The organism is Agromyces agglutinans (genome assembly GCF_009647605.1).
Classification (GTDB): Bacteria; Actinomycetota; Actinomycetes; order Actinomycetales; family Microbacteriaceae; genus Agromyces; species Agromyces agglutinans.
In genome coordinates, this window is the sequence record NZ_WJIF01000002.1 from 214,534 (window position 1) to 230,595 (window position 16,062).

13 protein-coding genes are annotated in these 16,062 nt (G+C 72.2%); 1 reads left to right on the forward strand and 12 read right to left on the reverse strand.

The genetic code is table 11. From position 1 onward, the window contains the following. Position 1: 1 nt before the first annotated feature. Positions 2-1,660 (reverse strand): ABC transporter substrate-binding protein, encoded by a 1,659-nt coding sequence (locus tag GE115_RS04215; RefSeq protein WP_153683550.1) that lies wholly within the window; start codon positions 1,658-1,660, stop codon positions 2-4. Positions 1,661-1,712: 52 nt separating this feature from the next. Continuing rightward, positions 1,713-4,313 (reverse strand): beta-glucosidase family protein, encoded by a 2,601-nt coding sequence (locus tag GE115_RS04220; protein WP_312854884.1) that lies wholly within the window; start codon positions 4,311-4,313, stop codon positions 1,713-1,715. Between the two features lie 179 nt (positions 4,314-4,492). Between GE115_RS04220 and GE115_RS04225 the strand changes: the two genes are divergently transcribed. Next, positions 4,493-5,137: a TetR/AcrR family transcriptional regulator gene (locus GE115_RS04225; protein WP_172979693.1), complete on the forward strand. Its 645-nt coding sequence runs from the start codon at positions 4,493-4,495 to the stop codon at positions 5,135-5,137. Between the two features lie 83 nt (positions 5,138-5,220). Here the strand turns inward: GE115_RS04225 and pdxY are convergent, their stop codons facing one another. The 10 genes from pdxY to GE115_RS18725 form a co-directional block, all read right to left on the reverse strand. Then, positions 5,221-6,072, reverse strand: a complete 852-nt coding sequence (gene pdxY, locus GE115_RS04230) for a pyridoxal kinase PdxY (RefSeq protein WP_312854885.1) — start codon at positions 6,070-6,072, stop codon at positions 5,221-5,223. A 118-nt stretch (positions 6,073-6,190) separates the two neighbouring features. Then, a complete protein-coding gene (locus tag GE115_RS04235) occupies positions 6,191-7,585 on the reverse strand; it encodes an FAD-dependent oxidoreductase (RefSeq protein ID WP_312854886.1) in 1,395 nt (464 codons plus the stop codon). Then, positions 7,582-8,361 (reverse strand): uroporphyrinogen-III C-methyltransferase, encoded by a 780-nt coding sequence (gene cobA, locus GE115_RS04240; RefSeq protein ID WP_153683552.1) that lies wholly within the window; start codon positions 8,359-8,361, stop codon positions 7,582-7,584. The genes GE115_RS04235 and cobA overlap by 4 nt, the downstream gene beginning before the upstream one ends. Beyond that, positions 8,358-9,260: an ABC transporter permease gene (locus GE115_RS04245; RefSeq protein ID WP_153683553.1), complete on the reverse strand. Its 903-nt coding sequence runs from the start codon at positions 9,258-9,260 to the stop codon at positions 8,358-8,360. Before GE115_RS04245 ends, cobA begins: the two co-directional genes overlap by 4 nt. Beyond that, positions 9,250-9,984 carry an ABC transporter ATP-binding protein gene (locus tag GE115_RS04250; RefSeq protein WP_312854944.1) on the reverse strand — a complete coding sequence of 245 codons (735 nt, stop codon included), beginning with the start codon at positions 9,982-9,984 and terminating at the stop codon, positions 9,250-9,252. Before GE115_RS04250 ends, GE115_RS04245 begins: the two co-directional genes overlap by 11 nt. 35 nt (positions 9,985-10,019) lie before the next feature. After that, a complete protein-coding gene (locus tag GE115_RS04255) occupies positions 10,020-11,099 on the reverse strand; it encodes an ABC transporter substrate-binding protein (RefSeq protein WP_376765690.1) in 1,080 nt (359 codons plus the stop codon). A 126-nt stretch (positions 11,100-11,225) separates the two neighbouring features. Then, on the reverse strand, positions 11,226-12,524 hold the full coding sequence (locus GE115_RS04260) for a sulfate adenylyltransferase subunit 1 (RefSeq protein WP_153683555.1): 1,299 nt from the start codon (positions 12,522-12,524) through the stop codon (positions 11,226-11,228). Further along, complete coding sequence (gene cysD / locus GE115_RS04265; RefSeq protein ID WP_376765691.1) at positions 12,524-13,468, reverse strand: sulfate adenylyltransferase subunit CysD; 945 nt, start codon at positions 13,466-13,468, stop codon at positions 12,524-12,526. Before cysD ends, GE115_RS04260 begins: the two co-directional genes overlap by 1 nt. Further along, positions 13,461-14,222 (reverse strand): phosphoadenylyl-sulfate reductase, encoded by a 762-nt coding sequence (locus GE115_RS04270; RefSeq protein WP_312854887.1) that lies wholly within the window; start codon positions 14,220-14,222, stop codon positions 13,461-13,463. The genes cysD and GE115_RS04270 overlap by 8 nt, the downstream gene beginning before the upstream one ends. Continuing rightward, complete coding sequence (locus GE115_RS18725) at positions 14,219-15,994, reverse strand: nitrite/sulfite reductase (RefSeq protein WP_153683556.1); 1,776 nt, start codon at positions 15,992-15,994, stop codon at positions 14,219-14,221. Before GE115_RS18725 ends, GE115_RS04270 begins: the two co-directional genes overlap by 4 nt. Between the last annotated feature and the right edge of the window lie 68 nt (positions 15,995-16,062).

The window sequence follows — 16,062 nt, forward strand, 5'->3', positions numbered from 1 at the left end:
GTTACTCGGTCGGAACGAGCTTGGAGAGGATGAGCGCCGCCTGCGGGCCGGTGGGCTGCGGGTTGGCGTACGGGTCCTCGGCCGTCGGGAAGCCCGTGTAGTTCACGGTCGAGTACTGGGCGACGGCGGGCCGCGACCAGATCACGATGCCCGGGACATCCTCGACGTAGCGCTGCTGCACGAGGTCGAGGGCGGCCTGGCGCTCCTCATCGGTGGTCGCGGCCTTGTAGGTCGCGAGCGCCTGGGTCACCTCGTCGTTCTGGTAGCGGCCGAAGTTCCAGTTCGCGGTCTCGCCGAGCGGCACGTACGACGCGCCGTCCATGATGTTCGAGTACATGTTCCACGGGGTGGACCCGCCGTCGGTCCAGTGCAGGCTCGCCTGGAAGTTGCCGAACGGGATGGTGTCGTTGAACCACGTGTCCTGCACGATCGCGTCGACCGTCGCCTCGGCGCCGAGCTCGGCGGCACCCTCGGAGATGATCGCGAGCGCGTCGAGGTAGTCGGTCCAGCCGCTCGGGTTGGTGAGCTTGAACGACACCTTCTCGCCGTCGGGGTCGACGAGCGCCTCGCCGTCCCAGGTGTAGCCGGCATCCGTCAGCACCTGCTTGGCACCGTCGATGTCGACCTCGCGCTCCTGGCCCTGGTAGGCGTCGGAGATGAAGGCGTCGCCCGAGGGCTGCGGCAGGCCGGTGACACTGGTGATCTCGGGCCACACGCCGTAGCCCGCGGTCTCGGTGATGTCGGCGTAGTCGATGGCCATGTTCAGGGCCTGGCGGAACGCCGGGTCGTCGAACGGCTTCGTCTCGTTGTTCAGGTACAGCACGTCGACGCCGAAGCCGCCGCCGGCGACCTGGTGGTAGTGCTCGGGGTTCTTGGCGATGAACGTCTCCTCGTAGTCGGGGATGAACGTCCAGCCCCACTGCGCCTCGCCGGTCGTGAGGGCCGTGGTGAGCCCCGCATTGTCGTTGAACGCGTCGTAGCGCAGCTGCGCGACCTTCGGCTTCTCGCCCCAGTAGTTCTCGTTCGGCACGAGCGTCACGGCCTGCGGCGTGAAGGTCTTGAGCGTGAACGGGCCGGTGCCGATCATGTCACCGCCGGCGAAGTCCACCGGGTTCTCGCTCGCCCAGATGTGCTCGGGCACGATGAGCAGCTTGTACAGTTTCACCTCGTTGACGAACTGGCCGGTCGTGAAGTTCACGACGACCTTGCCGTCTTCGACGGAGATGTCCCCGTACTGGTCGGGGAAGTCGATGTTCAGCTCGGGGTTGTCCTTGCGGAGCTGGATCGAGAACGCGATGTCGTCGGCCGTGAAGTCCTCGCCGTCCGACCACTTCACGCCCTCGCGCGGGGTGATGATCGCCTGGGTGTACTCGGGGTTCCACTCGACCGATTCGGCCAGCCACGGCGTCGGCGCCTCGGTCGGGTCGATCTCGTTGACCTGCATGAGCGACTCGTACACGGCGAACGCGTAGCCGAGCGAGAGCGAGGCCGAGCCGGTGGCGAGCGGGTTGTGGTTCTCCTGCTGCGGTCCGTTCGGCATGCCGACCGTCAGGACTTTGGTGCCGGTGTCGCCGCCGCCGCCGCTGTCGCCGCTGCAGCCCGTGAACACCAGGCCGGCCGCGACCAGGACGGCCCCGGTGGCCAGGATGCGCTTTCGCATGTCAATGCCTCCTTGCATTCGTTCCATTGTGAGGTGAGCAGGACGCTCGGTATTACAGGGGTGCTCCGTCGCCGATCCGCACCGGGGCTGCGAGACGCAGGTCCCGGCTGGAGCGGCTGATCCGCAGCAGGTACTCTCCCGGCGGCAGGTGCCACGAGGAGCGGTCGACGTCCCACACCTCGAACGCGCGGCGCGCGATCTCGATGCGGACGGAGGTCTCGTCGCCGGGGGCGACGTCGACGACGGCGAAGCCCGCGAGCCAGCGGAACGGCCGGTCGGGCGCGACGTCGGTGGATGCCTCGGCCGAGGCATCCGGCCCGCCGTCACCGGGCGCGACGGGCGCCGACGGCGCCTCGAGGTACGCCTGCACGACCTCGCGACCGGCGCGCTCGCCGACGTTCGCGATGGTGACGTCGGCGACGACGAGCGCGGATGCCCCGTCGCCCGGCTCGACGGTCACCGAGCGGTACTCCCACGCGGCGTAGCCGAGGCCGAAGCCGAACTCGCGCGCGGGCGTGCGGCCGAGGAGATCCCAGCCGCGGTGGCCGACGTGCACGCCCTCGTCGTAGTCGACGTAGCCGCCGACCGGGATGCCGTCGGGCACGGGCACATCGGCCTCGGCGGCGGGCAGGGTCCAGGGCAACCGGCCGCTCGGCTCGATCTCTCCGGTCAGCACGGCCGCGAGCGACGCGCCCGCCTCCTGGCCGGGCAGCCACCACCAGAGCACGGCGGGCACCTCGTCGAGCCAGGGCAGGAGCACGGGGGCGCCGGCGTTGACGACGACGACCGTGGCGGGGTTCGCGGCCGCGACGCGGCGCACGAGCTCGTCCTGCCGTCCGGGCAGCGCGAGGTTCGGGCGGTCCCAGCCCTCGGACTCGGTCTCGGGGTTGGTGCCGACGATCACGACCGCGAGGTCGGCGGCGGCCGCGGCCGCGACGGCGGCCTCGATCTCCTCGTCGACCGTGAGGCCCGGGGTGCGGTGACGGAAGTGCAGGCGCACGAACCGCCCGTACGACTCGCCGTCGACGACCTGCAGGTCGGCTTCGACGCGCACGAGGCGCGGCTCGGCGATCTCGACCTCGGTCTCGACGTGCGGCGGGTTGGCGTAGCTCGAGTCGAGGATGACCTCGGCGCCGACGACGCGCTCGGAACGGGATCGCTCGACGCCGTCGACCGAGATCCGATGCGCACCCACGGGACCCAGGTCGATCACGTGGCGGCCGGATGCCTCGAGCGCGAGGTCGGTCGTGAGTCGGACGCTCGCCGTGCCGGGGAGCGTGACCGGGAACCAGAGGCTCTCGGCGTCGGGAAGCGTGCGGGTCGCGACGACGGCACCCGACGCATCGAGCTCGTCGATGCGGATGCCGGCTTCGCCCGACGGGGTGCGCAGGAACTCGGTCGGGACGAGCGGCGCCTTCACGGTCGTCGCGCCGCCGCGGTGCCGGGCGACCTCGGCATCGGGGTAGGCGGCGCGGAGCGCCTCCAGCGGGTCGGACACGTGCGGCGGCGTGACGAACGCGCTGCCGCCGCCCTGCGTGAACGGCTGCTCGGCGTTGTGGCCGATCAGCGCGATGCGGCGCGGTCCGCGCCCGGCCGCCGGCTCGACCGGCAGCAGCCCGCCGGCGTTGCGCAGCACGACCGTGGAGCGAGCAGCGGCCTCGCGCAGGAGCGCCACGGTCTCGCCGCTGGCCGGGTCTTCGGCCGCGCCGTGCGCGTCGTACGGCCCGACGGTGCCGGGGATGCCGCTCAGGGCGCCGACCCGCTCGGCCAGGAGCAGGATCCGCTCGACCTTCTCGTCGATCACGGCCTCGGCGACCTCGCCCGACCGCACGGCGGCCAGCAGCGCGTCGCCCCACGGGCCGCCGGGGCCGGGCATGATCAGGTCGAGGCCGCCGTTCGCGGATTCGGCGGTGTGCTTGGTCGCGAGCCAGTCGCTCACCACGACGCCGTCGAAGCCCCACTCGCCCTTGAGGATGCCGTTCAGCAGCGGCCCGTGCGCGGTCGCCGTCTGCTCGACGCCGTCGCGGGCGAGCCCGTTGTAGGCGGCCATGACGGTCCAGACGCCGGCCTCGACGACCGCCTCGAACGGCGCGAGGTAGACCTCGCGCAGCGTGCGCTCGTCGATGCGGGCGAGGTATTCGGTGCGCGCCGTCTCGGTCTCGTTGCCGATGAAGTGCTTGACCGAGGTGCCGATGCCGGCGCCCTGGATGGCCGAGACGAACGCGACCGCGAGTCGGGCGGTCAGCAGGGGATCCTCGGAGAGGCACTCGAAGTGCCGGCCGCCGACGGGGCTGCGCTGCAGGTTCACGACGGGCGCGAGCACGACGTCGATGCCCTTGCGGCGCGCCTCGGCCGCCATGAGCGCGCCGAGCTCGGCCTGGAGCCGTTCGTCCCACGTGGCGGCGGTCGCACTCGGCGAGGGCAGCTGCGCGGAGGGCAGGCCGTCTTCGCCGGTGCCGCGGACCCCGATGGGCCCGTCGGAGACGGTGATGGTGCGAAGCCCGATGGTCGGGAGTTCGGTGAGGGTCCAGGTCGCGGCGCCGGTCAGCAGGCGGACCTTCTCCTCGAGCCCGAGCGTCGCTGCGAGGTCGGCGGGGCCCAGGGCCTCGCCGTTCGCGAACGTGTCGCTGGGGGCGGTCGTCGTCGAGCTCACGGCACTCCATCTCGTCTCGGCGTTGAGGTGACGCGATCATCGTGACACACTTACTGACATGTAAGTAAGTCACGTCGGTAACGGTTCGATAACGCGGAACAGTTCGCGAGATCGGCCTCGGGCGTGGAATGCTGCACTCGACGTGCGCGAGCGATCGCGGCATCCCGGAAGGAACCGAATTGTCAGAGACGACGCAGGCCGACAGCCGCGGCAAGCCGGCCGCCGAGCGCGTCCAGCGCCCGCAGGCGCGCACGCTCGAGCGCCGCGAGGCGGTGCTGAAGGCCGCGCTCAAGGTCTTCGGCGCGCACGGCTACCACAAGGGCGCGCTCGTCGAGGTGGCCGAGGAGGCGGGCATGACCCACGCCGGCGTCCTCCACCACTTCGGCAGCAAGGAAGGCCTGCTCATCGCGATGCTGAAGTACCGCGACGGCGAGGAGGCCGCCGGCGTGCCGGCCCGCGCGCAGACCGAGGGGCCGGCGTTCCTCCAGCACCTCGTCGACACCGTCCAGGAGAACACCACCCGCCGCGGCGTCGTGCAGGCGTACACCGTGCTCTCGGGCGAGTCCGTCGCCGACGGGCACCCCGCGCACGACTACTTCGGCGAACGCACGCACATCCTGCGCGCCAAGATCGCGGGCGTCTTCGGCGAGGTCACCGGCTCGACCGACGAGCAGGCGCTCGCCGACGCGGCCTCGACCCTCATCGCCGTGATGGACGGCCTGCAGCTCCAATGGCTGCTCGAACCCGAGGCCGTCGAGATGCCGCGGCTCGTGGCATCCGTCATCGACGAACTCATCGACCGACTGAGCCCGCCGGTCGAGTAGCGCGGCCTCGTCGGTCGAATGGCGCGGCCCCGGCGGTCGAGTAGCGCGCGACGAAGGAGCACGCGTATCGAGACCCCGCGACGTCAGCGCACGCGCGTGACGGAGAACTGCAGCTGCGGGTGCGCGAACGACTCCTGCGCCGCGATGAGCGCGAGCTCGCGCTCGCCCGAGTCGAGCGTCGCCTGCAGCAGGTCGAACACGCTCGACGCGGTCGCGGCGAGCGCGTCGGCGCTCGACCCCGAGCGGAACCGGTGCGCCGTGAACAGCGCCGCGGTCACGTCGCCCGATCCGTTGGCCTTCAGCGGCAGGCGCGGGGTCTGCACGATCCAGGCGCCGTCGTCGTCGATCGCCATCATCTCGATCGTGCCCTCGGGCGCATCGGGTCGCTCGACGCTCGTCACGAGCACGACGCTCGGGCCCATCGCCCGCGCGAGGTCGGCCGACTCCAGCGTCTCGTCGATCGTGCGCGGCTCGGTGCCGGTCAGGTAGCCGAGCTCGAACTGGTTCGGGGTGATGAGGTCGGCGGCCGGAACCACGCGCTCGCGCAGCAGCGGCGGGATCGCCGGGTTGACGAAGCATCCGCTCTTCGCATTGCCCATGACCGGGTCGCACGTGTAGGTGGCCGCCGGGTTCGCGGCCTTCACGCGCGCGACCGCGTCGAGGATCACGTCGCCGATGTCCTCGCCGCCCTGGTAGCCCGAGAGCACGGCGTCGACCTGGCCGAGCACGCCGCGCTCCTCGATGCCGGTGATCACGTCGCGCACGTCGGACGCGGCGAGCAGCGGTCCGCGCCAGGCGCCGTAGCCCGTGTGGTTCGAGAAGTGCACGGTGAACACCGGCCACACCTCCACGCCGAGCCGCTGCAGCGGGAACACCGCGGCCGAGTTGCCGACATGGCCGTACGCGACCGAGGACTGGATGCTGAGGACCTTCACCCTCGGATCCTCCCACGCGCACCCCGGTGCGGCGAACGGCCCCGCGAACGGACGCCGGATGTCTCGGCGGAGGCACCGAACGCGCGTCTGGCGTCCGTTCGCGGCAGGGCCCGAAGGGTCAGCGCGAGCTGAGGGAGCCCGACCGCGAGCGCTCGACCTGCTCCTCGCGCGGCACGACCTTGACCCGCTCGCGCGGGAACTCGTCGGCCTCGCCGAGCGCGCGCTCGTGCGCGTCGAGGGCGAGCCACCCGTCCCACGTCGTGTACTCGACCTCGCGCGAGCCGAGCAGTTCGAGCACCGCGTCGCGGTCGGCGACGACCGGTGCGCTCAGGCGCCCGGCCGAGGCATCCGCGACGAGGTGCTCGATCGTCTCCATCGCGTCGGACTTGGTGTGGCCGATGAGGCCGACCGGTCCGCGCTTGATCCACCCCGTCGCGTACAGGCCCGGCACCTGCGTGCCGTCGGCGTCGACCACGCGGCCGCCGTCGTTCGGCACGACGCCGCGGAGCTCGTCGAACGGCGCACCGATCACGGGCGAGCCGAAGTACCCGACGGCCCGGTACACGGCCTGCACGTCGTAGTCGCGGAACTCGCCGGTCGCGCGGATCGCCCCGGGCGCCCCGCCCTCGGCGGCGGGCACCGGCTCGGTGCGCTCGAAGCGGATGCCCTCGACGCGCGCGTCGCCGAGCACCTCGACGGGCGAGTGGAAGAAGTGCAGGTGCAGGCGCCGAGGGGCGCCCGTGAGCTCACGCGAGCGCCAGGACTCCATGGTGCGCAGCATGATCTTCACCTGGTTGTTCGGCGCCTGCGAAGCGTCGACCGCGGCGAAGTCCTCGTCGGAGACGACGAGGTCGACGTTCGGCACCTCGCCGAGCTCGCGAAGCTCGATCGGGGTGAACTTCACCTCGGCGGGGCCGCGACGGCCGAACACGTGCACGTCGGTGACGGGCGACGCCTCGAGACCCGCCAGCACGTTGGCCGGGGCATCCGTCGAGCGCAGGTCGACCGGGTGCTTCGCGAGCACGCGCGCGACGTCGAGCGCCACGTTGCCGTTGCCGATGACCGCGATCTGCTCGGCCTCGAGCGGCCAGGTGCGCGGCACGTCGGGGTGGCCGTCGTACCAGGAGACGAAGTCGGCCGCGCCGTAGCTGCCGGGCAGGTCGATGCCCGGGATGTCGAGTGCCGCGTCGCGCACGGCGCCGGTCGCGAGGATCACCGCGTCGTAGTGGTCGTGCAGCTCGTCGATCGAGACGTCGCGGCCGATCTCGACGTTCGCGATGAGGCGGATGACGCCCGCGTCGAGCATCTCGTGCAGCGAGTTGACGATGCCCTTGATGCGCGGATGATCGGGTGCGACGCCGTAGCGGATGAGCCCGTAGGGTGCCGGCAGCGACTCGAACAGGTCGATCGACACCTCGCCGCCCTGCTGGCGGACCGTGTTGTTCAGGATGTTTCCGGCGTAGATGCCGGCGGGGCCGGCTCCGATGATCGCGACGCGGAGGTGCAGGGTCACAGCTGGGTTGCCTTTCGTGAGCGGAGCGCTTCGGGCGCGTAGGGGCTGAGGGTCACGACGTCGCCGACGACGACGACCGCGGGCGAACGGATGCCCCGCCGCGCGGCCTGCACCGCGATCGTGTCGAGCGTGCCGATCGTGACGCGCTGGCGCGGGCCGTATCCATCTTCGACGATCGCGGCTGGGCATTCGCCCCCACGTTCGCCGCGGGCGAGCGTGATGGCGGAGTTCGCGAGGGTCCCGATGCCCATGAGCAGCACGACCGTGTGGTCGCGGCCGCCGCCGAGGTCGGCGATCTGGTCGTGGCCGGTCGCGACGGTGAACGCGGTGGCGAGTCCGCGATGCGTCAGGGGGATGCCGGCGATCGCGGGCACCGACACGGCGCTCGTGATGCCCGGCACGACCCCGACCGCGACGCCCGCCGCCTGGCAGGCGGCGAGCTCCTCGCCGCCGCGGCCGAAGATGTACGGGTCGCCGCCCTTCAACCGTACGACCCGCTTGCCCTCGCGGGCGAGGGTGACGAGCAGCGCGTTGATCGCGTCCTGGGGCACGGCATGGTGCCCGGGCAGCTTGCCGACGTCGACGATCTCGGCGCGGAGTTCCACGCCCTCGGCCGCGAGCTGGTCAAGCACGGCGCGGGCGCCGAGCCGGTCGGCGACGATCACGTCGGCGGCCTCGAGGAGGCGGAGCCCGCGCACGGTGAGCAGGCCAGCGTCGCCGGGGCCCGCGCCGACGAGCGCGACGGTGCCGGGCGCGTCGGGTGCGCCGCCGGTCATCGGCCCGACTCCTGCAGCAGGCCGCGGCGACGGAGCATCCGGCGTTCGAGGGGCGCGAAGCAGACCAGCTCGATCAGGATGCCGATCGCGAGGATCACGAGGATCGTCGCGAGCACGCCCGGAAGGTCGGCGAGGAAGCGGCTGTTGTCGAGCATCGCGCCGAGACCGAAGCCGATCGTTCCGCCCGTCGTGATGATCTCGGCGGCCATCATCGACCGCCACGAGAACGCCCAGCCCTGCTTGAGCCCGGCGACGTAGCCCGGGAGCGCGGCCGGCAGCACCACGAGGGTCGCGAGCCGGAAGCGGCGTGCGCCGAGCACCGTGCCGACCCGGCGCAGCTGCGGCGGTACCTGGTCGACGCCCGCGATGAGCCCGTTCACGATCGACGGGATCGCGCCCATGAGGATCACGAAGTACACCGTCGCGTCGGTCAGCCCGAACCAGATGATGGCCGCGGGCACCCATGCGACCGAGGGCAGCACCTGCAGGCCCGAGATGATCGGTCCCACCGCGCGGCGGATCGGGCGGACCTCGGCGAGCAGCAGGCCCAGCGGCGTGCCGACGGCGACGGCGATGAGGAATCCGATGATGCCGCGCTCGAGGCTCGTGGCGACCGCGAGCTGGAGCCGACCCGACTCCCAGGCCTCGCCGAGGGAGGCCGCGACGGCGAGCGGGCTCGGCCCGAGGTCGGGGCGCGGCTGGGCGATGACGACGTAGAGCTGCCAGGCGACGAGTGCCAGCAGCACGAACACGATGGGCGGGAGCACGCTCGTCGCGAACCGGCTCCACGGGCCCTGGCGGCGCTCGGGATCGGTCTGCAGCCGGTCGAGCCCGGCTTCGAGCGAGCGCAGGTCGTCATGGGCGGGGGCGGTCTGCTCCAGCAGGTCCTCAGGCGGCATTGCGGCGGATCTCCTTCCGCAACTGGTCGGTGATCTCGATCGAGAGCGCGGCGACCTCTGGCGATTCGATGCGGCGCGGGCCCGAGGCATCCAGTCGCCATTCGCCGGCCACGCGACCCGGCCGGCTCGAGAGCAGCACCACGCGCTCGCCGAGGCGGGCGGCTTCGCGCACGTTGTGCGTGACGAACACGATCGTGCGGCCGGTGCGGCGCCAGACGCGCTCGAGCTCCTCGTGCAGCAGGTCGCGCGTGATGGCGTCGAGCGCCGCGAAGGGCTCGTCCATGAGGAGCACGGGCCGGTCCTGCGCGAGCGCGCGGGCGAGCGCGACGCGCTGGCGCATGCCGCCCGAGAGCTCGTGCGGCCGCTTGTCGGCGGCGTCGGCGAGGTTGACGGTGTCGAGCAGTTCGAGCGCCTGCGCCCGGCGCTCGCTCCGCGGCACCCCGCGCAGGCGCAGCGCCAGCTCGACGTTGCGGCTCGCGGTCAGCCATGGCATGAGCGCCGACTCCTGGAACATGACGGCCGAGCCCTCGGCCGGGGTCTCGATGCGCCCGCTGGTCGGCTGGTCGAGGCCGGCGATCAGGTTCAGCAGGGTCGACTTGCCGCATCCCGACGCCCCGAGCAGGCAGACGAACTCGCCGGGCTCGACCTCGAGGTTCACGTCGTCGAGCACGAGCGGGCCCGCGCCGAAGCGCTTGCCGACGTGGTCGATGCGGATCGCCGGCACGGGATTCGCCGGGGTGCGGCCGGTCATGGCGGCTCCTACTCCTCGCCGAGGCCCGCGGCCGAGACCGGGTCGGCCCCGTCGGCCTCGAGCAGGCCGTTCAGCAGCCGCAGGTCGAAGAGGCCCTCGATCGAGCCGTCCTTCTGGGTGCCCGCCTCGAGGCCGTTCTCGACGAGCGTCTGGAACGCCGCCGCGACCGGGTCGGCCGAGAACGTCACGTGCTCGAGTGCGCGGGTGATCACGGCGTCGGCGAGCGGCTTGCCCGTCTCGGCCTCGATGACCGCGTTGATGGCCGTCGGCGCCTCGTCGGGGTGCTCCTCGATCCACTGGACGCTCGCGAGGTGGCCCTCGAGCAGCGCCTCGACGGTCTCGGGGTGCTCGGCCAGGAACTCGGCGCGCACGAGCAGCACGGTCGTGGGGAACGCGCCGTCCTCCCACAGGTCGGCCTCGTCGACGAGCACGTGCGCCCCGGCGTCCTCGATCAGTCGCGACACCCACGGCTCGGGCAGCCACGCGCCGTCGATCTGCCCCTGCTGGAACAGGGTCAGCGTCTGCGCGTTCTCGGTCGGCGTGATGTGCACGTCGCCGCCGCCCTGCACGTCGGTCTCGTACCCCTCGTCGGCGAGCCAGCTGCGCAGCGCGACGTCCTGCGTGTTGCCCAGCTGGGGCGTCGCGAGCGTGGTGCCCTCGAGGTCTTCGGGCGAGTCGATGCCCTCGCGCACGACGAGCGCCGCACCCCCGGTCGCCGCGCCGGCGACGATGTGCGCCGACTGGCCGGCCGACTGGATGAACGTGTTGATCGATGGGTTCGGCCCGATGTAGGTCGCATCGATCGCGCCGGCCGAGAGCGCCTCGACGGCTGCAGGACCGGCGTTGAACACCTGGGTCGTGAGCTCGGTGTCGCCGAGCGCGTCCTCGAAGAGTCCCTCCTCGAGACCCACGAGCGCGGGCGCGTGCGTCACGTTCGCGAAGTAGCCGAGCCGCAGTTCCTCTGCGGGCGAGGTCGAGGCATCCCGCTCGGGTTCGGCTTGGGCCCCCGCGGAGCATCCGGCCAGCATCATGGCGGCGGCTCCCAATGCGGTGATGGTCAGGGCGGTCTTGCTGGCCTTGCTGTTCACGGTGTCGCCTCCTTCTGTGCGATGCGGATGGATGGTGGTGCGAGTGGTGCGGGTGAAACCGGTGGTGCGGGTGAAACCGGTGGTGCGGGGTCAAACCGGTGGTGCTCCCGGCCTGCGGCGGATGCCTCAGGCGTGGGTGATCCCCGCGGCGAGCGTGGCGCCGTCGGCGGGGTGGATGACGAGGAATGAGCCGGCGGACCGGTTCGCCTCGTACGGCTCGAGCGGCAGGTCCGCCGCGAGGCGGAGGGTCGCACGCCCGATGTCGTTGACCTCGAGCACGGTGGCCGGCTCGTGGGAGAGGGTGTCGAGGTCGCGACGCGACGTGACCTCGGAGACGAGCGCCTGCACGACCTGCGTGCCGTGCTTGACGAGCACGCGCGACCCGGCGGCGAGCGGCCGCGCATCGAGCTGGAACAGCTCGGCGTCGATCTCGCGCCGCGCCGCGGGCAACGAGCCGGCCCCGCCGATGACCGCGCCGCGCGCGGCGTCGACCTCGTCGGCCAGGCGCAGCGTCACCGACTGCGGGGCGACGGCCTCGTCGGCCGGTTCGCCGGCGACGTCGATCGCCGCGACGGTCGTCTCGATGCCCGACGGATGCACCGACACGCGGTCGCCCACGCGCACCCGGCCGCTCGACACCCGGCCGGCGAAGCCGCGGTAGTCGCGGTACGCCTCGGCGGTCGCGGGGTCGTCGGCGAGGTCGGGCGCGAGCCCGCCCTGCGGGCGGATGACCAGCTGCACGGGGAGCCGGAACTCGTCGTACTCGGTCTCGAGCTCGTCGTGTGCGGGCAGCGCCTCGAGCAGCTCGAGCAGTGCCGGCCCGTCGTACCACGGCGTGTTCGCGGAGCGCTCGACCACGTTGTCGCCCTCGAGCGCCGACACCGGCAGCACGTGCACCTCGCCGAGGCCGAGCTCGGCCGCGACCCGGCGCACCTCGTCGTCGACGCGCGCGTACGCGGCCTCGTCGTAGCCGAGCAGGTCGATCTTGTTCACGGCGATGATCACGTGCGGCACGCGCAGCAGGGCCACCACGGCGAGGTGGCGGCGGGTCTGCTCGAGCACGCCGTTGCGGCCGTCGATGAGCACGACGACGGCGTCGGCCGTGGTGGCGCCCGTGACCATGTTGCGCGTGTACTGCACGTGGCCCGGGCAGTCGGCGAGGATGAAGCTGCGCGTGCCCGTGGAGAAGTACCGGTACGCGACGTCGATCGTGATGCCCTGCTCGCGCTCCGCGCGGAGCCCATCGGTCAGCAGCGCGAAGTCGAAGCCGGTGCCCTGGCCGAAGCCGCGCTCGGCCGAGGTGCGCGCGACCTGCTCGAGCTGGTCGGCGAGGATCGCCTTCGAATCGTGCAGCAGCCGGCCGACGAGCGTCGACTTGCCGTCGTCGACCGAGCCGGCCGTGGCGAAGCGGAACAGCGTGCCCATCAGAAGTACCCGTCCTTCTTGCGGTCCTCCATGGCGGCCTCCGACAGTCGGTCGTCGGCGCGCGTGGCCCCGCGCTCGGTCACGGTCGTGCGGGCGACCTCGCGCACCACGGCCGCGACGTCAGAGGCATCCGATTCGACGGCGCCCGTGCAGCTCATGTCGCCGACCGTGCGGTACCGCACGACGCGGCGCTCGACGGGCTCGTGGGGTGCCGGCTGCGACACCTCGCCGACCGCGCGCCACATGCCGTCGCGGCGGAACACCTCGCGCTCGTGCGCGTAGTAGAGCGGCGGCAGTTCGATGCCCTCGCGCTCGATGTATCGCCACACGTCGAGCTCGGTCCAGTTCGAGATCGGGAACGCGCGCACGTGCTGCCCGGGCGTGTGCCGGCCGTTGTACAGGCTCCAGAGCTCGGGGCGCTGGTTGCGCGGGTCCCACTGGCCGAACTCGTCGCGCAGCGAGATGATGCGCTCCTTCGCGCGCGCCTTGTCTTCGTCGCGACGCGCGCCGCCGAAGACGGCGTCGTGGCGGCCCGCCGCGATCGCGTCGAGCAGCGGCAGCGTCTGCAGCGGATTGCGCGTGCCGTCGGCCCTCTCCTGCAACCGGCCGTCGTCGACGTAGTCCTGTACGGATGCCACTTCCAGGCGGATGCCCAGTCGCGCCACGGTCTCGTCGCGGAACGCGATGACCTCCGGGAAGTTGTGGCCCGTGTCGACGTGCAGCACCGGGAACGGCACCCGGCCCGGCCGGAACGCCTTCGCCGCGAGGTGGAGCACGACGACCGAGTCCTTGCCGCCCGAGAACAGCAGCACGGGCCGCTCGAACTCGGCGACGACCTCGCGGATGATGTGGATGCCCTCGGCCTCGAGCAGGTCGAGGGTGTCGAGGCGGGCGTCGAGGCGGGCCGGAGCGCCGGCGACGGCCCTTGACTCGGTTTCAATCACTGTGCAACCCGCATTCCGTCTTGCCGAGCCCGGCCCAGCGGCCAGACCTCGGATCCTCTCCGGGGGCGACCCGCTTCGTGCAGGGCTCGCACCCGATCGACGGGTAGCCCTGCCCCAGCAGATCGTTGACGGGCACGCCGAAGGCGCCCGCGTAGTCGAGCAGGTCGTCGAAGCTCCAGGCCGCGAGCGGGTTGACCTTGACGAGGCCGTTGCGCTCGTCCCACTGCACGAGCGGCGTGTTCGTGCGCGTGGGCGCCTCGTCGCGGCGCACGCCCGTGAACCACAGCTCGTAGCCGCCGAGCGACCGCTGCAGCGGCTCGACCTTGCGCCGCGCGCAGCACAGGTTCGGGTCGCGCGAGAAGAGTTCGGCGCCGAGCTGCGCGTCCTGCTCGGCCACGGTCTGCTCGGGACGCACGTCGACGATGCGCACATCGAGGGCCGCGGCGACGAGGTCGCGCGTCTCGTACGTCTTCGCGAAGTGGTAGCCCGTGTCGAGGAAGAGCACGTCGACGCCCGGCAGCGACTGCGCGACCACATGCGGCAGCACGGCATCGGCCATCGAGCAGGCGACCGCCGCGGCATCCGTCGAGAAGTTGGCCGCGACCCAGGCGACGACCTCGTAGGCGGATGCCTCGTCGGCCGCGCCGTTGCGCAGCGCGGCGTTGCCCGCCTCGGCGAGGGCGCGCAGCTCGTCGGCGCCGCGTTTCGTCGGTCGAGTGGCGCGACCGGCGGCGCCGAGGTTGCGCGCGCTCACTGGAGGGCCTCCTCGTCGGCTCGGTGCGCCCACTCGGCGAACGTCTCGCCGACGGCGGCGTCGTGCTCGTCGAGGAAGCGGCGCACGACCCGCTCGACGTAGTCGGCGAGCCCCGTCGCGGTGACCTTGAGGCCGCGCACGGTGCGGCCGGTGCCGGCCTCCTCGCGGTCGGCCGAGGCGAGTCCGCCGCCGAGGTGCACCTGGAAGCCGGGGGTCTGCCCGCCGTCGCCGTCGGGCAGCAGCTGGCCCTTGAGCCCGATGTCGGCCGTCTGGATGCGCGCGCACGAGTTGGGGCATCCGTTGACGTGCAGCGAGATCGGATGCGGCAGGTCGATGCCCGCAAGCCGTTCTTCGAGCGCGATCACGGCGTCGGTCGCGGTCTGCTTCGTCTCGACGATCGCGAGCTTGCAGAACTCGATGCCCGTGCACGCGATCGTGCCGCGGCGGAACAGCGACGGCCGCGCCTGGAGGCCCAGCTCGTCGAGCTCGGCGATGACCTGCTCGACCTCGTCGGCCGGGATGTCGAGGAGCACGAGCTTCTGGTGCGGCGTCGTGCGCAGGCGCTTCGAGTCGTGGCGCTCGAGCAGGTCGGCGAGGGCCGTGAGGGTCGAGCCCGAGATGCGGCCGACGAAGGGCGTCACGCCGATGTAGGCGCGCCCGTCGTTCTGGGCGTGCACGCCGACGTGGTCGCCCTGGGTCAGCGGCTTGGGTGCGGGCGGCCCGTCGGGCAGGGCGTAGCCCAGGTACTCGGTCTCGAGCACCTCGCGGAAGCGCTCGGCACCCCAGTCGGCGACGAGGTACTTCAGCCGCGCGCGGTTGCGCAGGCGCCGGTAGCCGTAGTCGCGGAAGATCGAGACGACGCCCTCCCACACCTCGGCCACGCGCGCGGGTTCCACGAAAGTGCCCGTGCGCACCGCGAGGTGCGCGTTGGTCGAGAGGCCGCCCCCGACCCACAGGTCGTAGCCGATACCGAGTTCGGGGTGCTCGACCGCGACGAACGCGACGTCGTTGATCTCGTGCACGACGTCCTGGCTGGGATGCCCCGTGATCGCGCTCTTGAACTTGCGGGGCAGGTTCGCGAACTCGGGGTCGCCGATGTACTTCCGCTGGATCTCCTCGATCTGCGGCGTCGGATCGATCAGCTCGTCGGCAGCGATGCCCGCGACGGGCGAGCCGAGGATGACGCGCGGCACGTCGCCGCAGGCCTCGGTCGTCGACAGCCCGACGCTCTCGAGGCGGCGCCAGATCTCGGGGACGTCCTCGACGCGCACCCAGTGCAGCTGCACGTTCTGGCGGTCGGTCAGGTCGGCCGTGTCGCGTGCGAACTCGGTCGAGATGCCGCCGATCGTGCGCAGCTGCTCGGTGGTGAGCTGCCCGCCGTCGATGCGGACGCGCAGCATGAAGTACTCGTCCTCGAGCTCGTGCGGCTCGAGCGTCGCGGTCTTGCCGCCGTCGATGCCGGGCTTGCGCTGCGTGTACAGGCCCCACCAGCGGAACCGGCCGTGCAGGTCGGTCGGGTCGATGCTCGCGAAGCCGCCGGCCGCGTAGGTCTGCTCGATGCGCTCGCGCACCGCGAGGCCGCCGTCCTGCTGCTTCCACGCCTCGTTGGCGTTCAGCGGTTCGGTGCCGTCGACCTTCCACTGTCCGTTCGGCTTCGACGACGGGCGAGCGGGGCGGGCGGCGCCGGCGGGGCGAGCCGGGCGCTCGGCGCGCTCGCGCGCGCCGGTGCGGGTCGGCTCCTCGGGCCGCACGGTCGCCTCGCTGATCGTCATGCCCCGAAGCTAGGCGAGGCGTGCCGAGGCGGCATCCCGGTTCCGTCGCCTTCCGACACGTCGGGTCA